This window comes from Lactobacillus pasteurii DSM 23907 = CRBIP 24.76 (assembly GCF_000297025.1).
Lineage (GTDB): Bacteria > Bacillota > Bacilli > Lactobacillales > Lactobacillaceae > Lactobacillus > Lactobacillus pasteurii.
This window is the reverse complement of the sequence record NZ_CAKD01000006.1, coordinates 1-19,489: the sequence shown is the minus strand read 5'-3', so window position 1 is coordinate 19,489 and position 19,489 is coordinate 1. Positions and strand designations below refer to the sequence as shown.

The 19,489-nt window shown below is 42.3% G+C and carries 18 protein-coding genes and 5 pseudogenes; 21 read left to right on the top strand and 2 right to left on the bottom strand.

What is annotated here, in order from left to right; translation table 11 throughout:
* From BN53_RS01580 to BN53_RS09330, 14 genes and pseudogenes are all read left to right on the top strand, one after another.
* Positions 1–2,004: mucin-binding protein (locus tag BN53_RS01580; protein ID WP_133286388.1), on the top strand; the 2,004-nt coding region annotated here is incomplete at its 5' end.
* Between the two features lie 194 nt (positions 2,005–2,198).
* Positions 2,199–2,390: a hypothetical protein gene (locus BN53_RS01575; protein ID WP_009559137.1), complete on the top strand. Its 192-nt coding sequence runs from the start codon at positions 2,199–2,201 to the stop codon at positions 2,388–2,390.
* Positions 2,391–2,505: 115 nt separating this feature from the next.
* Positions 2,506–2,736 (top strand): annotated as a pseudogene (gene tnpB, locus BN53_RS10055) (IS66 family insertion sequence element accessory protein TnpB); the annotation flags it as partial.
* 53 nt (positions 2,737–2,789) lie between these two features.
* Positions 2,790–3,018: pseudogene (locus BN53_RS09545) on the top strand (hypothetical protein); the annotation flags it as partial.
* Between the two features lie 144 nt (positions 3,019–3,162).
* Positions 3,163–3,759, top strand: coding sequence for a transposase (locus BN53_RS01565; RefSeq protein WP_009559134.1), 597 nt, complete (start codon positions 3,163–3,165; stop codon positions 3,757–3,759).
* A gap of 150 nt (positions 3,760–3,909) precedes the next feature.
* Complete coding sequence (locus BN53_RS01560; protein ID WP_009559133.1) at positions 3,910–4,275, top strand: GNAT family N-acetyltransferase; 366 nt, start codon at positions 3,910–3,912, stop codon at positions 4,273–4,275.
* Between the two features lie 348 nt (positions 4,276–4,623).
* Positions 4,624–5,184 carry a hypothetical protein gene (locus BN53_RS01550; protein WP_009559131.1) on the top strand — a complete coding sequence of 187 codons (561 nt, stop codon included), beginning with the start codon at positions 4,624–4,626 and terminating at the stop codon, positions 5,182–5,184.
* 151 nt (positions 5,185–5,335) lie between these two features.
* The gene (locus BN53_RS01545) at positions 5,336–7,264 is read left to right on the top strand and encodes a heavy metal translocating P-type ATPase (protein ID WP_009559130.1); all 1,929 of its coding nucleotides are present in this window, start codon (positions 5,336–5,338) and stop codon (positions 7,262–7,264) included.
* A 22-nt stretch (positions 7,265–7,286) separates the two neighbouring features.
* The gene (locus tag BN53_RS01540) at positions 7,287–7,514 is read left to right on the top strand and encodes a heavy-metal-associated domain-containing protein (RefSeq protein WP_009559129.1); all 228 of its coding nucleotides are present in this window, start codon (positions 7,287–7,289) and stop codon (positions 7,512–7,514) included.
* Between the two features lie 57 nt (positions 7,515–7,571).
* Positions 7,572–7,853: a hypothetical protein gene (locus tag BN53_RS01535; protein ID WP_009559128.1), complete on the top strand. Its 282-nt coding sequence runs from the start codon at positions 7,572–7,574 to the stop codon at positions 7,851–7,853.
* 24 nt (positions 7,854–7,877) lie between these two features.
* Complete coding sequence (locus BN53_RS01530) at positions 7,878–8,528, top strand: Crp/Fnr family transcriptional regulator (protein ID WP_009559126.1); 651 nt, start codon at positions 7,878–7,880, stop codon at positions 8,526–8,528.
* Positions 8,529–8,805: 277 nt separating this feature from the next.
* Positions 8,806–9,714, top strand: coding sequence for a M48 family metallopeptidase (locus BN53_RS01525; protein WP_009559124.1), 909 nt, complete (start codon positions 8,806–8,808; stop codon positions 9,712–9,714).
* A 95-nt stretch (positions 9,715–9,809) separates the two neighbouring features.
* A pseudogene (locus BN53_RS09335) lies at positions 9,810–9,923 on the top strand (arsenate reductase/protein-tyrosine-phosphatase family protein); the annotation flags it as partial.
* Positions 9,914–10,048: pseudogene (locus tag BN53_RS09330) on the top strand (recombinase family protein); the annotation flags it as partial. The pseudogenes BN53_RS09335 and BN53_RS09330, both read left to right, overlap by 10 nt.
* A 72-nt stretch (positions 10,049–10,120) precedes the next feature.
* On the opposite strand, the pseudogene BN53_RS09540 reads toward BN53_RS09330, so the two are convergent.
* Positions 10,121–10,258: pseudogene (locus BN53_RS09540) on the bottom strand (DMT family transporter); the annotation flags it as partial.
* A gap of 204 nt (positions 10,259–10,462) precedes the next feature.
* On the opposite strand from BN53_RS09540, the gene BN53_RS01520 reads away from it, so the two are divergent.
* The 7 genes from BN53_RS01520 (at position 10,463) to BN53_RS01490 (ending at position 18,254) form a co-directional block, all read left to right on the top strand.
* Positions 10,463–10,990, top strand: a complete 528-nt coding sequence (locus tag BN53_RS01520) for an agmatine deiminase family protein (RefSeq protein ID WP_009559122.1) — start codon at positions 10,463–10,465, stop codon at positions 10,988–10,990.
* Complete coding sequence (locus tag BN53_RS09750) at positions 10,991–11,161, top strand: agmatine deiminase family protein (protein WP_133286389.1); 171 nt, start codon at positions 10,991–10,993, stop codon at positions 11,159–11,161.
* 60 nt (positions 11,162–11,221) lie between these two features.
* Positions 11,222–12,736, top strand: a complete 1,515-nt coding sequence (locus BN53_RS01510; protein WP_009559120.1) for a hypothetical protein — start codon at positions 11,222–11,224, stop codon at positions 12,734–12,736.
* 5 nt (positions 12,737–12,741) lie between these two features.
* Positions 12,742–13,173 carry an N-acetyltransferase gene (locus BN53_RS01505; protein WP_009559119.1) on the top strand — a complete coding sequence of 144 codons (432 nt, stop codon included), beginning with the start codon at positions 12,742–12,744 and terminating at the stop codon, positions 13,171–13,173.
* A gap of 18 nt (positions 13,174–13,191) precedes the next feature.
* Positions 13,192–13,794: an HAD family hydrolase gene (locus tag BN53_RS01500; protein WP_009559118.1), complete on the top strand. Its 603-nt coding sequence runs from the start codon at positions 13,192–13,194 to the stop codon at positions 13,792–13,794.
* An 18-nt stretch (positions 13,795–13,812) separates the two neighbouring features.
* Positions 13,813–14,730 carry a DMT family transporter gene (locus BN53_RS01495; protein ID WP_009559117.1) on the top strand — a complete coding sequence of 306 codons (918 nt, stop codon included), beginning with the start codon at positions 13,813–13,815 and terminating at the stop codon, positions 14,728–14,730.
* A gap of 215 nt (positions 14,731–14,945) precedes the next feature.
* Complete coding sequence (locus BN53_RS01490) at positions 14,946–18,254, top strand: mucin-binding protein (RefSeq protein ID WP_009559116.1); 3,309 nt, start codon at positions 14,946–14,948, stop codon at positions 18,252–18,254.
* Between the two features lie 273 nt (positions 18,255–18,527).
* Here BN53_RS01490 and BN53_RS01485 read toward each other — a convergent pair.
* Positions 18,528–19,489: Rpn family recombination-promoting nuclease/putative transposase (locus BN53_RS01485; RefSeq protein ID WP_420181665.1), on the bottom strand; the 962-nt coding region annotated here is incomplete at its 5' end.

Sequence of the window (19,489 nt, the reverse complement as noted above, 5' to 3'; positions counted from 1 at the left end):
TACACGGCGAACTCACAAACCGGTAAGATCGTTTATGTCGACGTTGACAATCAGAATTCTGAAGTTGGTCACACTGATTTGACTGGGGATACTGATCAAGATGTCACGATCACACCAAAGGCGCCAGCCGGGTATGACATTGTGGCCGGTCAAAATATTCCAGCAACTGAAAAGGCAACGGCAGATGGGATTCCAACTGTTACAGTGCAAGTCAACCACCACAAGCGGACCGTAACGCCAGGTGATGAACCAAAGCCGGGTGACAAGATTCCTGGTAACCCGAATAAGCAGCCAGGTGATGGAACACCAAAGACTGATGTAAGTTATGAAACCTTGCACCGGAACATGACGCGGACAATCAACGTTACTGATCCACACACTGGTTTGAAGACCACCAAGGTAACATTGCACTACGAGCGGACAGCGACGATTGATGACGTTACCGGTGAAGTAACTTACGGCAACTGGACCGTAGTTGACGGTTCCCAAGCTGGTTTTGAGGCCTTTAACATTCCGACGGTTGCGGGTTACTCTTCTGAAATCAAGTCCGGTTCAGCTGATGATTTGCAGGCCTTAACTCCAAGCCAAGCACAAATCACTGACTGGACAGACCAAACGGTCGACATTGACTACACGGCTAATGATCAAACCATGCACATTACCTATGTTGACAAGGCTGGTCATCCCGTTGATGGTGGTAGCTTTACTGTATCTGGCAAGACGGATCAGACCGTTACCACTAACGCTAAGGTTCCAGCTGGTTGGGTACTTTCTCAAGGTCAGACTTATGCACCAGAGACGATTAAATTTACTGGTACGCCAACAGCTGATATTACGATTACCGTTGAACACGGCACTAAGCGTATTCAGCATGACAATCCGGTAATACCAGGAGACAAGACACCTTCTGGCAAGGAGATCAAGGGCGCTCATGATGAAGATCTGAACCAGACGATTACGCGGACGATCAACATTACAGAACCAGGCCAAGCCACTAAGACGACTACTCAAGTAGCGCACATTTACCGTGATGCTACGGTTGATGATGTCACTGGTGAGGTAACCTACAGCGGATGGTCGACTGATAGTGCCGACTGGACTGCAGTAAATGTTCCATCTCATGATGGCTACACCGCTCACCAATCCGACGGTCAAACAGGTATTCCAGCGGTAACGGTTAAGGATGGTCAAAAGGGCGTTAACATTGACGTAACGTACACGGCCAATGATGGGACGGTTCTGATCAAGTACGTCGACCGCGATGGCAACGAGATCGGCCAGCAAGTGATCACCGGCTATGTTGGCGAGACGATCAAGGTAACGCCGCAATTCCCAGAAAACTGGGTACCGGTAGATCCAGATACGGTTCCAGCCGAGGTTCAGATCAAGGAAGAGAACGGCCAGATCATCATCGTGGTTGTTCGCCACGCTGAGAAGGATCCGGTTCAAACCAAGAAAGTTACCCGGACGATCACGGTAACTACGCCTGATGGTCAGACGAAGACCATCAAGCAAGTCGTCACGATCAGCCGTCACGGTGACCTGGACCTGGTTACCGGTCAAATTGCTTGGCAGCCATGGACAACCGCGCAATGGGATGTCTTCAAGCCGGCAGCAATTGCGGGCTACACACCAAGTCTGGCGGAAGTACCAGCGGTAACGGTTGATGGTGAAACGACTGATCAGACGGTCGACATCACTTATGCGGCAGTTGCCACGCCTGCTCAACCAGAGCACCTAGCACTGACGGCTTCAGATACGACTGACGCCCAGCAAGCAACGAACCAGAAGGCGGACAGCAATGCCCAGCCAGCAGTTACTGTTGTAACTAGCCAACAGACGGCAACTGCTCAACAGGCAGAATCCACTACTAATAGCCGCTTGCCACAAACTGGTAATAGCCATGATGCTAGTGCCTTGGCAGGTCTGGGTCTGGCTTCTCTGGGTCTGGTTTCCCTGATGGGACTGTTCGGCCTGGGCGGTAAGCGCCGCAAGCGTGACTAAGCACTAAAAATTGAAGATTCTTCCATAAATGAAGAAAACTTGAAGAATTAGACTAATCAGCCTTAGGCATTAGTCTGATTCTTTTTTGTTGGTAAATGAGAAAAGGGCGGTAAGCACGGCATAACCGACCGGATTTAAACCTCAATCCAGACCTTCTATACTTAGGGAAACTTAACTATAGGAGGTCTTTATTTATGATTCATGATATTGTAGAGGTGGGAACGCCAACGACCAAGGCAGTTGCGCCGATTTCCAACAAGCGTCATCCGGCAAAAATGTTAGCTGCTTCAGTCACCTTAAATAAGCTACGAGTAAACCTCTATCAAGGTGCTGATCCTGACTTAGCTGCTAAATTACTAACTGTGATGATAAACCATGTTGATTAACTGGACCGCGCCGCGGCATGTCTATATCATTTGCGGGAAGACTGACTTACGGAAAGGAATTGACGGCTTAGCTCTAATAGTTGAATAAAATTATGGTCTTCAATTAGACAATAATTCACTTTTTCTCTTTTGCGGTAGTCGAACTGATCGCTTTAAGGGCTTATATTGGGATGGGGAAGGATTGATCTTACTCTATAAGCGGTTTGAAAATGGTAATTTGCGTTGGCCAGGGCATCGTAATGATGCCGTTAGCTTAACTTCATACCAAATCAAGCAATTATTACAAGGTATCGCTCCGTTACCTATTAAGCGTGTCAAGACGGCAATCAAAGGAACAATTTATTAGTCAAAAAGGGTGTTCATCGCCTCGTTTTTCTGGTATGCCTACAAAAATCAGAAAAGGAGGTGAATCATGATGGCTTTATTGATTTACCTGAAACAGAGGCAGTATCTGGGGTTCCTTTTGATGATGCACCACAAGAAATGAACATTCCCCGTGATGGTTACTGAATATGATAAGGATGTCCCATTAAAGGATTTACAAGCAAAATTTAAGTAAGCATTTGGTAGTGACGATCTTCAATTAGACAAACGAGTAGTTTATGTTCACGGTGTACCAGCGGATCTTAATTGGCACATTAATTTTTATAGAACTGAAATTTGAAAGCCAGAGTCTATACTTTTTGCATGGTTTCTGGTCTTTTTTCTACGTAAAGTCAAGCGCAATATGTAGTGACCCCCGAAATTCGGACATGAATTTCGGGGGTTTACTATGGCTAAATTATCTAAAGAAGATAAACTTCACATTTTTGAAGAGTGGAAATTAAAAGGTAAAGGTACTACTTACTTAAGTAAAAAATATGATATTAATATAGCTGGAATTAGTTATTTGATCGCCTTAATTAATAAGCATGATATTTCTATTCTAGATAAAGGCTATACTTCCTATACTAAAGAATTCAAGGAAGAGGCCATTAAACGTGTCCTTTTAAATGGTGAAGCTGCTTATGCTGTATCACTAGACTTAGGATTACCAAGTAAAAGTATGTTAATCAATTGGATTCGATCTTACAAAGAAAATGGGCATAATGTCATTATCAAACCGAAAGGACGACCTACTCATGAAAAGTTCAAGAAACAAAGAACTAGAGAAGCTGAAAAAAGAAAACGAAGAACTTCGTCGCCAGAATTTAAAGCTTACTGTCGAAAACGCGTTTATAAAAAAATTGAGTGCCTTAGTTCAAAACCGTTTCCTTCTTTTCTTTTGGTTGATAATAGGAACTGTGATTTGGATCGTAGTTCTGATTTTATAGAAATGGCCATTCTAGAGAAACCAAAAAGCAGGAATCAAAAATACTGGCGAAAATAACTTGGTCGGTCAAGCGACTAAGTTATCGACCAAGATAAAGAAGAGTCCCTTCATGTTTAATCGTGAAGTGACTTTTTTAGTCCAATCATTTGCTCTTTCGTCCAAAATCGGACGAAAAAAGAGCTAGTTGGACGAAAGAAACAACAGTACATGAAGACAACTTGGCAAAAAGACGGCTTTACAATCTGCCTGGCACAAGCCAGTGATGTGGAAGATTATTATTTCCAGAACTACTGCCCTTTGGACAAAGAAGTGGCCAGACTGACTGGCTGCAAAGAGCATTTTATCAAGGGAGAAGTCACTTCTTTTTTCCTAAAAGCGATCGAAGAAACAGACAGATACTTCTTTTTGATCTTAGATCTGGCTGGAAAAATCATTGGCGAGAGCGTGATTAATGAAATCGACTGGGACCTGCGCCGTGCTAACTTCCAGATCTGCATCTTTCATCCGACGGAAAGAGGGAAGGGCATTGGCAGCTGGGCAGTGGAAGTGAGCAGGGATTTCGCCTTTGACTAGTTGCACCGGCTTGAACTGGACGTCTTTTCTTTTAATCCCCGCGCCGAAAAAGCCTACCTACGAGCAGGCTTCAAGAGGGAGGGCGTTTTGCGGGATGCAGTTTTGGATAGGGGCCAATATGCGGATGATATCATAATGGCTATCTTGGGGGATGACTGGCTCAAGCTGAAAGAAAGTTGATGACATTTTTTATATAAAACTTATTCCATTAAATCGTTATTTTATAAATAGCAAGCAAGCTTATTATGTGGTATGCTTAATATAGTCATAACGTGAGACAGCTATTTTTAAGTAGTTAAAACTCTCTTTAACGTTAAAGCGATAACCATGATTTGTTGAGGAAAAAATATGACTAAATACCGCGCCGACATTACGGCTCTTAACGCAGAAAAAATTGGCAGCCAGGCTCACGGCTACGTAGAATTCACGACTGTTGCTGACAAGCTCCACATCAAGCTGGAGATGTTCGACACCCCGGCTAACATCCAGCACTGGGAACACTTCCATGGCTTCCCGGACGGCAAGGATGCCCAAGTGCCAACCCTTGCCCAGGATACTAACCAGGATGGCTTTATCGACCTCTTGGAAACCGAACCGGTCTCCGGCACGACTATGGTGCCCTTGGATGCGGCTCCGCACGAAATGTGCATCCCCCACGACAACTACCCAGTTGCCGACGCAAACGGCTACTACAGCTATGAAAAAGACGTCGACTTAGCCAAGCTGGAAACCAAGTTCAAGGAAGTCTTCAACGACCAGGACCTAGCCCTGGACAAGCGGGTGGTCTACATTCACGGCGTGCCAGCTGATTTGGAATTGCCAGAAAGCGTTGGCGGCAAGATCAACGACCATTATGACCAACACGTCACCTTGCCAATCGCTGCTGGCAAGATCAAGCGGATTGACTAAGCAACTATAAAAGCCATTCAGAGGATCAGCTCCCCTGGATGGCTTTTTTCGTAAAAAATTTTGCAAAAATCCTGATCTTGATAGAAATCAATTGGGAAATTCCGCTTTCCCGGTATATTAAAAGCATCAAAGTAAGGAGGTCGAAAGATCAATGCAAAAATGGTTAATGAAAAATCGTAACCGGCTGACGGCAATTTCGGGCATCTTAATCGTACTGGCCTTTGCCGCTAAGTGGTTATTTAAAAGTGAAACAGGGGCGTCCGGCCTGCTCCTGGCCGCCTCCCTCATCGGCGGCTTCCCGATCTCGGCATCCGCTTGGCAGGCCTTAAAGGTCAAAGTCATCAGTATCGACTTGCTGGTGACCCTGGCCATCTTAGGTGCCTTCGTCATCCAGGAATTTGAAGAATCCGCCATCGTGGCCTTCCTCTTCTTGTTCGGGGCTTACCTTGAACAAAAGACCCTGGCCAAGACCCGGTCAGCCATCAAGGAACTGGTGGAGATGGTGCCAGAAACCGCCCTTCGGCAAACCGAAGATGGCGACTTTGAAGAAGTCGACTTAGACGACCTGGACGAAGGGGACATCCTTTTGGTCAAGACCGGTGGCAAGATCCCGGTCGACGGGGAAGTCGTCTACGGTTCCGGGACGGCCAACGAAGCAAGCATTACCGGTGAGTCTATGCCTTTAGGCAAAAAGCCCGGTGACCCGGTCTATGCTGGTACTATTTTGGAAAACGGGACCATCCGGATCAAGGCGGAAAAAGTCGGGGATGAAACGACTTTTGGCAAGATCATCGAACTGGTCGAAGAAGCCCAGGACTCCAAGTCCCAGGCTGAGCGTCTAATTGACCGCTTCTCCAAGTACTACACCCCAGTCGTCCTGCTCCTAGCCATCATTGTTGGCCTTATCAGCCAAGACCTGGAACTGGCCGTAACTATCCTGGTTCTCGGCTGCCCAGGCGCCTTGGTTATCGGGGTTCCGGTCTCAAACGTGGCCGGGATCGGGAATGGGGCCAAGCAGGGGATCCTTTTTAAAGGCAGTGAAGTCATCACCAAGTTTAGCAAGGTCGACACGATCATGTTCGACAAGACCGGGACCTTGACTTACGGTGACCCCCGGGTCAGCCAGGTGAAAAAGTACGGCCAGGGCCAGCTGGCTGAACAGCTTTTGGTCAGCGTGGAAAAAGAATCTGCCCACCCTTTAGCCAAAGCCATCACTGGCTACTATAAAGACCTGGAAGCTAAAGAAGTTGAATCTTCCCAGGTCCTCCAGGGCGGCGGGATCGTTGCTCAAGTAGCTGGCCGGCAGGTCCTGGTTGGCAACCGCTACCTGCTTGACCAGTACCATGTCCCAGTCACAAAGGAAATGGAAAAGAACCTGGAAGAGCTGGCAAGTGTAGGCAATTCCCTGGTTCTAGTGGCTGTAAACGGGCAGTTGGAACTTGCTTTAGGCTTAAAGGACGAGATCCGGGCCGGGGTCAAGGAAGACCTGGCTGCTTTAAAGAAGCTGGGTGTCAAGAACCTGCTCCTTTTGTCCGGCGACAACCAGAAGACGGTTGACCTGGTAGCGGAAGAACTAGGCCTCACTGAGGCATATGGCCAGCTTTTGCCAGAAGACAAGGCGGAATTTGTCAAAAGGCGGCAGGCAGCCGGTGAAATCGTGGCCTTTGTCGGCGACGGGATCAACGACAGTCCGTCACTGGCCCGGGCAGATATCGGGATTGCCATGGGCAGCGGGACTGACGTGGCGATTGAAACATCAAACGTGGTCCTGATGAACGGTAGCTTTGACCGGATTCCGCGTGCTCTGGCCCTGGCTAAGGCCACCCGGCGGAACATGATTGAGAACATCACCATCGCCCTGGCTGTCGTAGCCGTCCTGCTGGTCAGCGTGTTAGCCAGCTCATGGATGAACATGGCCATCGGGATGTTCGTCCACGAAGGCAGCATCCTAGTCGTGATCTTAAACGCCATGCGCCTTCTGGCTTACCGGTCAAAATTGCAAAAATCACGAAAGTTGATAGAAAACAATTTTTCGCAAGCAGAGGGCCCGTATACTAAGGGTATCAAAAGTATCCAATAGGAAAAAGAAAGGACAAGAAATCATGCAAAAAGCAATTTTACAACTCGAAACTTTAGCCTGCCCGACCTGCATGCAGAAGATCGCGGGGGCCATCGCCAATGTCGACGGGGTTGAAAAGACCAGCGTCAAGGTCCTCTTCAACGCAAGCAAGGCCAAGGCTAATTTTGATCCAGATAAAACCAATTTGGACACGATCACACAAGCCGTCAAAAATATCGGCTATGACGTCTTGAAGGCTAGCGCTAAATAAGAGAAAAAAGCAAAAGCAAAAACAAGAAAAAAGACTGATAAAGAAAAAAGGAGAACAATGATGATCAAGGAATTTTTTGCCAAGAACGATGAAATGTTAGACTTGTATACGCAGGCAATTACCAAGGCCCACGGCGCCCACCACCCGGAAGTCTTTGAAGTCCGCAAGGTTTACGAAGACATTCAAAAGAAGGTGAAATCCGGCCAGGAAGACTTGACTGCCGACTTCAGCAAGCTGCGGGATTTGACCGCGAACTACGCCATCCCGGCTGATGCCTGCGGGGCGATGACTAAGACCTACCAGACCCTGGAAGAATTCGACCACTTGGTTCAGGGCTAATTTTTACCAGCAGAGGAGAGCAAAATGCAGCATATATGTGTCAGTCTGGTTCCCTTATTTGCGGACCTGCCAGAAAAAGACCAGCTTAAGATCAATTCCCTGGCCAGCCACCAGAGCTATCAAAAAGGTGAGACGATTTTTCGGCCAGGGGATGAAAAGCTACAGATCGTGGCCCGGGGAAACATGAAGGTTTACCAGCTGTCTGCCAGCGGCCGCGAGCAGCTGCTCCGGGTTGCCCAGCCGGGTGACTATGAAGGGGAAAAGCAGCTTTTTGGCTTGGAAAATGAAAGCTTTTTCGGCCAGGCCATGGAGAACACGGAAATCTGTAGCTTGAGCAAGGCAGACTTCAACCAGGTTCTCATGGAAAATCCCCAGCTCTCCCTCAAACTGCTGGAACTCAGCACCCAGAAGCTGCTGGAAACGGAAAGACAGACCCAGTTCCTGGCCATGGAGCGGGTTGAAGAAAGACTAGCCAGCTACCTTTTGGACTTGGCTAAGGTGGCTGGCAGCGACCAGGTTCAGCTGTCCATGAAGATGAAAGATATCGCCCTTTACTTGGGAACTACTCCCGAAACCCTCTCCCGCAAATTCAAACTCCTTGAAAAAATGGGCTATCTGAAAAGGACAGGTAAGCAGGTGAAAATCCTCGACGAAGACGGCCTGCTGGACTTGTAGTAAAAAAATTAATTTTAATAGAGAGCAAAACTCCCTCTAGCAGATTAAATGCTAGAGGGAGTTTTTTGGCTTGGTGGCCGGATGTTAATGCGGCCATTACAAAAGTTAATTACCCTGAAGTGGGTTGATTCAAAGTATCCTTTAACTGCTAGTCGGATAGACAAAAATAGAAAAAATAGGAAGGATAAATAAGTTACAAACACCGGGAACAATATTGACACTAATTCACAGCCCATCATAAAATAAACATGAAATAAGAATTTTGGGAGAAAAAATAATGTTATTCAAGCAAATTAAGCAGAATAAGCGTAATACTTGGATTGTGATGATTATGTTTGTTCTGTTATTACTAACAATCGCGGTTTTGCTTTCCGCATGCTTGACCCCGATCGTAGGATTAATTTTTCTGGGGACTGGCTTAATCTATCTTTGGCGCGTTTATTTCAATGCAACTCGTCATCTCATGACTGTAACTAATGCAAAAGAAATCAAGCGAGCAGATAATCCAAAGCTCTATGAATTAGTAGAAGAGATGAGCTTAGCTGCTGGATTGCCAATGCCGAAGGTTTATATTACACCAGATCCAATACCTAATGCTTTTGCGACAGGCCGTGATCCAGAACATGCAAGTTTAGCAGTAACTCAAGGTCTGCTAGATGTCATGAACCAGGATGAATTGCTAGGGGTAATTGGACATGAGATGTCACATATTCGTAATTATGATGTGCGGGTAACAACGATTTCCTCTGGTTTATACAGTTTTATCTTTCTAGCTGCCATTTGGCTTTTAGGCCTTGGCTGGACTTTGCTCACCACTTCCGCTGAAAGTTTGCTTGGAAAGGCGATCAAATATGGTCTTGGCGGGCTATGCCTAATAGTAGGTGGTGGCTTGTTGCTCATTGCTTTGCCAATTGCTAAGCTTTTGAACTTGGCAACTTCCAGACAACGTGAATATCTTGCAGATGTTGGTTCAGTTGATTTGACTCGTAATCCAGATTGTATCATGTCTGCTTTGCGGAAATTGCAACAAATAGATTCTCAATACATTGAAAATCAAGACGATTTAATGGTTAAAGCTTTAGCTTTCAATACTTATAAAGTTAAACATTGGTGGACTAATCTTTTGTCTGATCACCCAACTTTGGATAAGCGAATTGACCGTCTTGAGCATACAGCTGACATGTAATTAATAAAGACTGCAGAATTTACTGCAGTCTTTATTTTTGGTATTAGTTTAACTCATTATGGAAAATTGGTTTCACAAATAAGGAACAAGAAGGAATACAATATGAAAAAATATATTTTTTATGTACAGGCAACTCTTGTCGTAGTCAAATGGTAGAAGGATATGCTAAGATTTTTTTGAAAAACAAGTATGAAGTTCAAAGCGCAGGGAGTTCTTTAAAATGCTCGATCTAATCCTAGCAGGCAAGGTAAAGCGCGTCATTGTTGCCCATCAGGATCGCTTGAGCCGCGTAGGCTTCGACTTGTTTGAATACCTGTTTAAAAACTACGGCACTACAAAAGGGAGCTTTTTGCATAAGTAAAGAAAATAAAAGTACTCAGCCAAGCTTGCTGAGTACAAATTTGTTTTAATGAGTTGAAGTTAGCTTGATGCCAACGATGGATACAATTAACAATACTACGAATAGCCAAGTGATAGGACTTAATTGATCATGAAACCACACGCTGCCTACGATAACTGAACCAACAGCCCCAATTCCAGTCCAATTAACTTCCCGGCGGAAGATTATTTATAAATTTACGTTCAGTATAGCAAAAGAAGAATGACTAGACAAGTTTATCCTGATACTTACCAACATAATGTTGTTTTTGCTAGTCGTTGGACTTTTAGGTAAAATTTGTAGATAGACATAATTTTACTCGAGGAGAAAAAGATGAAGAAATAGTGGTTGATTTTGGGAGGGATTTTGATGGGAATTGGAATACTTTTTGGCATGCATAAGCAAGCTGATGCTCAATATCAATTTCCGCAAGAGACTGATCGCCACGAGGGAACCTGGCTAGTATGGCAACATTCACATACTTATGGCAGAAAGTATGCAAAAGAAATCGAGCCGATTTGGTTAAAAATGACTAAAGCACTAGCACCAGGCGAGCGGGTTCATATTGTGGCTTATGATCAGTCAGCTAAGAAAAAGATTCAGGCTAAGCTAGCTGATGAAGGGGTCTACTTAGATCGAGTAGACTTTTTGCTAGCTAAAACCAATGATGTTTGGAGCCGAGACATGGGTCCGATGTTTGTACGCGATAAAAATCAACAGTTGAAAATTGTTGACTTCAGCTTTGATGGTTGGGGCAAGAAGACGCCATATCGCAAGGATGCAGCTTTAAGAAAGCAGATTGCTCAAGAGAAAGGCTTTCCATTAGTTAAAGTTCCGGGGATGGTCCTTGAAGGGGGCAGTCGAGCTGAGACCAGATGGCACTTTACTAGCGACTAATTGGGAAACAAGGTACTGCTTTTGCCAATTTATGGGGATGCAAATGACAAGCTAGCAGAAAAGCGTTTGTCTGAATGGTATCCTGACAAGAAAGTGGTCCCAATCAATGTTGCCAAGCTATATAAAAACGGTGGCATGATTCACTGCGTGACACAACAGCAGCCAGAGTAAGCAAAAAACATAACGAAAATATTTAGTTTTATCTATAATTTAACAATCGAGGTGAGTTACATGTACGAATCATTAACAAAATTTTTACCTAAACTAAAAGATAGAAAAGCTGCAAAACATGGCAGTTCAAGAACAGATATACAAGCAGGTTCATCTATAGCTGGACTAGCACAAGCAATTTATCAATTTGGCAATAGCCATCCAGAATATGAGCTAGATAATTATGTAGAACTTCTAAACAGAAATTTGATTCTTGATCTTCCAGATAAGGCCGATAATATTTCTAAGTTAGATGGACAAGTAATTGTGGCGCTTTTGTTCAAAGTGGTTGGAAGCGATCATTTTAATGAAAAATCAACGCTCTCAAACTTTGAAGCTGATTTGGTTCAAAAATATCTAGAACGCTTGCAACAAATTGATCAAGAAGCAGTCGCACCATTTGAAGGTGAAATTCGAAAGTTGAGACTGATTTCAACGCAAGGAGGTTATGAGCCTCTACCAAAGGTTGGTCTTGATAGCGATTATGAGCAAGTTTTGACGATTTCAGAAGATGGTACAGCGCACGTTGTGCACTATAGTCAGCGAACGATTTTTAATTCTCAAGGCATAATTAGCCAAGAAAAGTTGCGACTTAATTCTGATGTTGTTTTACATATCTTTAATGCCATTGAGCAAACTTTCGAAGGCAAAATGGTGACTCCTAATGTAACTGATGTTGGCGTTTGGGGCTTGTCGCTAGTTAATAGTGAGGGCAAGACTTTCAGAATTTCTGGATCGCTAATCGACACTGTTTTCCCAGATCTGTCGGACTACATTCGCGAGAACATGGCTAGAGAGGACCTTTATCTCTTTGATGGCAATCCAGACAGGGTTGAAAGAATCGAAGTATTCTATGATCGCTATCAGACAATTCATCTAAGTGGTCCAATTCCACCAGATCTTGTTAAACCAGTTTGGGACTATCATGAAGAATTAAAGCTAGATCGAAAAACTGAAACAGTCGAACACTCACGCAAGATTTTTGACGAGTGCGATGTTAAATCGACTTATCATATTTCTGGTGCAGTAGAAGATTTTCTTGATGAAATTTCGCCGACTGCTTTTTCCCATATTGAAGGAAATCCCGAGGATGTCTGCACTAATCCAGACCGCCAAGATGGCTATCGCATTGTCATTACTACTAAAAGAGAAAGACGAGAAGTCTTTGGAACTTTTGACAAGAAGGGCTTGCCAGATGATTGGGAAAAATTTGCGACTAGCCTGGCTGATTTTCTCAGTTTTTATAGCAAAGCTGACTTACTTGATAGTAAGCTTTATGGCAAGGTCAAGCGCCGTAAGCAGGATCTGATTTTCTGCAATGTGATTTTTAAGGATGGCTACCGGGAATATTGCTATTTGGCTGACGAAGATAAGTATTATGTAGGCGACAAGGTGATTGTTCCTACAGGTAGCGACAATCATGAGACTTTAGCACAAATAAAGTCGGTGGAATACTATGCAAAAGAAGATGCACCATATCCGCTAGACAAGATCAAGCATATTCTGCGTCTAGCTGATCTTGATACAGATAAGTAGAATTAATGATTAGAAAATTTGAAAATTCAGACACTGCTGAAGTGATGCAGCTGTGGCTTAATGGCAACCTAGATGCCCATCCTTTCATTGAGAAAGAATACTGGCAAGCTAATTTCCAAGAAGTAGAAAAGCAATTGCTGGATGCTGAAGTTTTTGTTTATGAACAAGATGGTCAGATTAAGGGCTTTATTGGTTTAATGGGCAATTATATTGCAGGAATTTTTGTTGATCGTAATAGTCGCTCGACTGGAATTGGGCAAAAGCTGCTTGATTATGTTAAGGATAGGCATGAGGCTTTGCTTTTAGAAGTTTATCAAAAAAATCAGCGTGCGATTGATTTTTATCGTAGGCAAGGCTTTATAATTAGTTCTGAGCAAGTTGATGAAGAGGCTGATGAAATTGACTTGACTATGACTTGGAGTCGAAAAAAGCAGTAGAAAGAAAGCGTAATTTCAATGTTAAAAAATATAGTTTTGGATTTTGGCAATGTCATCATGAATTGGAGCCCTGATCAAATTCTCAATCACTATGAATTGACTCCTAAAGAACATGACATACTTAAAGATAATATTTTTGGTTCAAAAGAATGGCCACAAATTGATGCTGGCCGGCTGACTGAACAAGAAGCAGAAAAAATCTTTTTACAGCGAGTTCCAGAAAATTTGCAAGAAAAGACCAAGCAGATCATGGCTACTTGGCCAGAGAATGTCGACTTTTATGAACCAATGTTTTTAACGATTGAAGCTTGGCGCAAACAAGGGTTGAAAATTTATGGCTTGTCCAATACTGGGATGCAATTTGCAAATTTTGTGAAGAATTCCGGCTTTGGGGATTACTTTGATGGCTATGTTTTTTCAGCTGAAGAAAAATTGCTTAAACCAGATGAGCGTATTTATCAAAAGCTGATTGATCGTTATGAATTAGATCCAAAGGAATGTGTATTTGTCGATGATCTGAAAGAAAACACGCAAGCTGCCGAAAAGCTGGGGATGTATGGCTTTACTTTCAAGATTGATCAATTGGGTCAATTAAGACAATTTGTCGTTGAACATTCGTAAAAACATTGAGGACAAAGCATGACAAATAAGCAAAAGGGTGTATTGCTAGCAGTTGTGGGTGCTAGTTTGTGGGGAACTTCTGGTACGGCGGCTGAATTTCTATTCAAGACCACGGAGGTTGATACTTTTTGGCTAATCGGCGTTAGAGCCTGGATTGCGGGAATAATTTTAACGAGTTTTATCTACTGGAAAAATGGTCCGCAGGCTTTTGCCATCTTGAAAAATAAACGGGACTTGCTCATTGGAATTTTGTATGCAACGATCGGCATTACTGGTTCACAATTCACTTATTTTATGACAGTCAAGAATTCCAATGCTCCAACTGGGACAATTCTAGTCTTTTTAGCTCCGGTTTTGATTATTGCCTTTGTAGCAATTAAAAGTAGGCAGATTCCTAGAAGAATCGATTTAATTTCGGTTTTGGTTGCCTTGATTGGAACAGTTGTGATGGTAACAGGTGGCAATTTTACTCATTTGGCCATTACGCCTAAGGCTTTAGGATGGGGTTTTCTTGCTGCAACTACTCAGGCAGCGAGCATTTTGATGCCGGGCAAACTTTTTAAGAAGTATGGAACTTTAACGATTATCAGTCTGTCCAGCCTTTGGGGTGGAATTTTATTTTCGCCGAGTTTTTTCATAGCTCCCGCAATTAGGCCGACAATTTTGAACTGGGCGATAATTGTTTACATTGCAGTTGTTGGCACTGTCTTTGCTTATACGCTCTATTTGTCCAGCGTTCTTTATATTTCAGCAGGTTTAGCCAGCATTTTAGAAGCATTTGAACCATTGGTGGCAACGATTTTATCAGTGGGACTGCTGGGCAGCGATTTTGATCAGATGAAAATTTTGGGTGGAATATTGATCATTTTGGCCACAGCCTTGCAGGTGATTCCAGTTCAAAGAACTAAAAAATTGTTGCATAAAGTAGCAGATTAAAATTAGCAATTAAATTATTCTATATGCTTATAGTTATAAACGATAGAATTACTCAATAACTTGATATAGTGTTATCAAATTATTGAGTATTTTTTTGATTATTCAACTTTTTGAGCAAAAAGTTGATAATTCGAGTGTTATTGTTTGTTAAGTGTATAGTTATGTGATACATTCAAAGTGTAATAGAGATATGTGTTTTTATAAGGAGAAAAATCATGTTTGAAAAAAGACCAAAATATACTCTGAGGAAACTATCCGTCGGCTTAGCCTCGGTAATGATTGGAAGCACAGTGCTGATGGTTAACTCGCCAAAGGTACATGCTGGAACTGTAGATAGTAGTGCTACTCAAATTGGGGATGTTGAAAAGACTACTCCAGAATATCAGGCTGGTAAAACAAAAAAAGTTAGTGAATCTGGTACAACTGGTGAAGATACTAAAAATTCAAAACCTGTAGTTACTAGTTCTAATTTGGCAGAAACTACAACTCCTTCAACAGAAAAAAAGGAACAAACAAAGCCAGACGGGACTCCTGTAGATCCAAATCAAAAGGGAAGTTCAGAAACTCAAGCTAAAAGGACTAAAGCATTTGCTATTACTCCAGCGGCCGCACCAGCTGCTGCGCAAAATACGCAAGCAGATGATGACTTCACTATGCCAAAGGCAAGTACAGAAGCTGATTCACCAATTGAAAACAGAAGCAATGCGACCGAGCCAGTTAAGAACAGCACAGGTGAATTTCAAATTTGGATATCTGGAACAGGTAAGGATGGCAAGGAATATAATTCTGGTTTGATTGGTGACAATACTACAATTGTTCTTGACGCCAGCAAACTAGATCTAGATACTGTGTCTTATAACCTAATCTATGAAAACAAGAAAGGCGACAATATCGATCCTGGTTTTTATACTTCGATGAACGATAAGGTAGCAACTTATGGTGATATATTGATGGCCAAGAAAAAATCAGGCGATCAAGTAACCGATGTTAAGATTCCAAGCTACAGTGGCAATTCTAATGATCGTATTAATCTTTGGAACTTAAAGACAAACTTGGGTGATAAGCTCAGAATTAAGGCCAAGATTAATTACGTCAACAATGGTAGTTTGACTTTTATTCCAGGTGCTGCAACATACTACTATGCTGTTGAGGGTTACCATAACTTAATTCCTGCTGGTCAAGTAAGCGTATCATTTATAAATGGACCTGAAAATATCGAAAAACCGGATAATCCAACTGAGACAGGAAATATAGTTGTTGATAAACCAAGTACTAGTATGACGGATCCAGAAACAGATACTAATCCACTTCTTTATGGGTATAGGGATAAAGATAGTTTAGATAAGAATTCTAATTGGTATAAGATTACTACCGGTCAAGTTGCTGAATATCTTAGATTTAGGGGTAAAGATGGTAAAGAGTATACAACCCGGTATTTGAATGAGGATAATCATAATCAATTTTTGATTGATACTACTAAGCTAGATCCTAATTCTTTAGAAATGATCGTAGTTTACCAACATCAAACAGACGATACTAAGAAGAATCCAATGCTTTGGTTTAGTTTTGGTGATAGTAAGCAATTATCTGTTGATACTAGGCGAGTAGATGCAAAGACTGGTTTTAAGGTTGAAGATTCTTTAGGCAAGAAGCACGATCTAAAATATATGTTACCTTCAGATGCTGGTAAATATAAAACTTATGATGAATACCTTGAGAAGGGCGGTAAGTTAGAAGACGTTAAGAACTTGTACTTTAATGATGGGGGGTACGAAAAGGGAGAAACTATCAAAGTAACAATCCCACTAAAATTCAATGGCTATGCATCAGGAGAAAATGCAGATTCTGGAAATATTAGTGTGACTGATTACAATACATTTACAACTAAGCGTCTCTTTGTTAGATTTGCGCAACCATTGTTTAAGATTTCGAATATGGATCAAAAGGTGACTGCTAGAGTCATGGGGCACGTTCTTACCGAAAATGGAAAGGGCCAAACATGGGTTTTGCAACCCGAAGCAGATAAATGGCTTGAGGAGGCAGGTATAACTGGGAAAGATTTATTTATTGATGATCCGACTTATACTTATAAATTAGATTACATAATTTATCATGCTCCTGATATTAAGGTGACTCCTAAGGATAATTTAAGTATGGTTTATACTGGTGGTGGTTTTGTCATAAGCTTAAGAAAAGCTCAAGATGTACTCTCCAAACATGGTTATAGTGTTCAATTTGCTAAAAGCAACAAAGATGGTAGCTTTGAAGCAATGCCATACTATCTATATGATAAGATAGATGGAGCGATACCGGTAGATCACGATGACGACAATGTAAAACCTAATCCTAATACTCCTAGTACAGGGATTAAGATGTATATTTCAGTTATTCCAACGATCTTGGTAAATCCTGACTTGCATTACACAGTTGGCGATAAAGTAAAAGATGTTAATGGAAACGAAACAACCGACTGGGATCCGTTAAATGAAGGTAAGCCAGATACCAATAAAGATGCACTCTTAAAGGCATATAACGATGCGGGATATGACAGTTTCAAGCAGCGCAATCCTGGGGACTTCTTCGGTGTAATAGGTGAGAAGTCTTTGACTGCTTTGAATCCTCGTGGTGGCGATAAGGGAGCTGATGGAGTAGACAATCCTGGCTTAACGGTAACTATCGTTTACCAAGCAAGCAAAGATGCTAAGGGAGAATTAGTTGACAAGGTAGATTTGACTAAGGCAGGAATTTACACTGTAACTTACAGTAGAGTATTCTTTGGTCCACAAACTCGTCCAGATAATTCTTTGATCAACTTGATTGCAATCAATGGCGGCAAGCAAGGCGAAATGATTCTTAACCAAGGTAAGGTTTACGTTGATCCAGCTCCAGAAACTGAAACTAAGCAAGTTACTAGAACTATCAACTATGTTGAAGATGGAAATGAAAGCAATGTTTTGCATGACCCAACAGTTCAGACTGTAACTTTTACCAGAACTAAGAGCGTTGATATTGAAACTGGCAAGATCAGTTACACTGATTGGACTGCTAAAGATGGTGCAAGCTTTGCGGAAGTGACAGCTCCAACAATTCCTGGCTACACTGCAACACAAGCTAAAGTTGATGCTCAAGCAGTTACTGTTGATAGTGAAAATGTGACGGTCAAGGTTACATACAAGAAGAATCAGACTCCTGTAAAACCTGTTACCCCAGACAATCCAGATACGACTACTGATACTGAACATATCGTAATTCCTAAGGATCAGGATAAAGATAATGGCTCAAAGGATAACGGAAATAAAGATGCTGATAGCAGCGATACAACTAAGCAAGTAGAACATTTGACTAATAAGGCAAATGGCAAGCAAGAAGTTCAAAAGCTTAGTGCAAGCCCTGTTTCTGAAAATCAGGCTAATGCTCAATTACCACAAACTGGTGAAAAGAACAATTTAGCTACTGCTTTGATCGCAGCCGGCCTTGGATTGACTGCTTTGGCAGGAATGCTATTTTTCAGAAAAAAGAACTAAATTGATAAAATAATTGAGTATGAAAAAGCCGAGTTAACTAAGTAGCTCGGCTTTTTGTTGAATCAGCTGATAAAGAATAATATCATATTGATATAAATATTCCCCATGCAAATGGGGGTGATCCGATAATTTCTTATAACTATAAAGTTGTCGAATCGTAGTCCCCACGTAAGTGGGGGTGAAAGGTGTTAAGGGTATTTCTTTAACACCTTTTTTATAAGGATTTTTAGTTTGTATAGAAAAAAGACGAGAGAAATCTCGTCTTTTTATAGTTTATGCTTCCTGTAGAAGTTTACCTTTAGCTTTAGCAATGAGCTCTTTTAGATCATCATCAGTGAAGTGGTCGCCATATTGAGACTTGACCTTATTTAAGATAGCATCATCATCTTGGGTAAATGATAAAGCAATGTCAATAGATTTCTTCACACCAACAAGGCGCTCTTCATTTTGGCCTTCTTGTCTGCCTTCTTCGCGGCCTTTCTTGATGCCTTCCTGTCTACCTTCTTCACGGCCTTTCTTGATGCCTTCTTGTCTACCGTACAACTCTCGATCCATCAATTTTGCCTCGTAACTCACAATGTCCGACCTCCTATCTTTGTTTAGTTCATTAACTCTATTTTGAGCCCAAATAAACTGATCATTCAGGCTAACTTCTTTATCATTCATGAGATTCGCCAGCTCTTTAAGTTCTGCGCTTTCGCTGGCAAAGTCTCCTTTTGAGTTAATGATAACCTTTGTAGCACCATCATTCAACTTTAAGTCACCGTCCTTGGTATCGATGGTCTTGAAGAAATGTACTGCTCGATCATCCTTCTTGCTAAAAGCATCGGATGGATCTTCCGAGCAAAGAAAAATGATATAAGTATCTGGAAGCTGTGAATAATCTTTGCCGACCTTCAAGATTCCATCTCCATCAATGATCGACTGATAGTAACGCATTCTGCGTCCTAAATAAGCGCTGGGAGTGGTCTGCATCTCGATATCAAAAATTCTGCCTTGATCATCAACCACTTTGATATCCAAGCGAATATCCTTAGCTTCGCGGTCATCATTGCCCATGGCATCTTGTTTATGGAATTCAACAATCTTCTGAATGTTCAAGTCAGGCAAGATGATCTGCAAGAGATATAGGCAAAACTCCTGGTTTTCCATCACCCAGCCAAAAATCTTATCCTCGGTGAAAGGATACCTCTTTGGCGGAACGTATTTTGCTTCATGAGACATGAAGTTTCCTC

Coding starts and splice junctions, on each gene's coding strand:
- BN53_RS01575 (WP_009559137.1), top strand. CDS start 2,199: ATGATTCATGATATTGTAGAGGTGGGAACGCCAACGACCAAGGCAGTT.
- BN53_RS01565 (WP_009559134.1), top strand. CDS start 3,163: ATGGCTAAATTATCTAAAGAAGATAAACTTCACATTTTTGAAGAGTGG.
- BN53_RS01560 (WP_009559133.1), top strand. CDS start 3,910: ATGAAGACAACTTGGCAAAAAGACGGCTTTACAATCTGCCTGGCACAA.
- BN53_RS01550 (WP_009559131.1), top strand. CDS start 4,624: ATGACTAAATACCGCGCCGACATTACGGCTCTTAACGCAGAAAAAATT.
- BN53_RS01545 (WP_009559130.1), top strand. CDS start 5,336: ATGCAAAAATGGTTAATGAAAAATCGTAACCGGCTGACGGCAATTTCG.
- BN53_RS01540 (WP_009559129.1), top strand. CDS start 7,287: ATGCAAAAAGCAATTTTACAACTCGAAACTTTAGCCTGCCCGACCTGC.
- BN53_RS01535 (WP_009559128.1), top strand. CDS start 7,572: ATGATGATCAAGGAATTTTTTGCCAAGAACGATGAAATGTTAGACTTG.
- BN53_RS01530 (WP_009559126.1), top strand. CDS start 7,878: ATGCAGCATATATGTGTCAGTCTGGTTCCCTTATTTGCGGACCTGCCA.
- BN53_RS01525 (WP_009559124.1), top strand. CDS start 8,806: ATGTTATTCAAGCAAATTAAGCAGAATAAGCGTAATACTTGGATTGTG.
- BN53_RS01520 (WP_009559122.1), top strand. CDS start 10,463: ATGGGAATTGGAATACTTTTTGGCATGCATAAGCAAGCTGATGCTCAA.
- BN53_RS01510 (WP_009559120.1), top strand. CDS start 11,222: ATGTACGAATCATTAACAAAATTTTTACCTAAACTAAAAGATAGAAAA.
- BN53_RS01505 (WP_009559119.1), top strand. CDS start 12,742: ATGATTAGAAAATTTGAAAATTCAGACACTGCTGAAGTGATGCAGCTG.
- BN53_RS01500 (WP_009559118.1), top strand. CDS start 13,192: ATGTTAAAAAATATAGTTTTGGATTTTGGCAATGTCATCATGAATTGG.
- BN53_RS01495 (WP_009559117.1), top strand. CDS start 13,813: ATGACAAATAAGCAAAAGGGTGTATTGCTAGCAGTTGTGGGTGCTAGT.
- BN53_RS01490 (WP_009559116.1), top strand. CDS start 14,946: ATGTTTGAAAAAAGACCAAAATATACTCTGAGGAAACTATCCGTCGGC.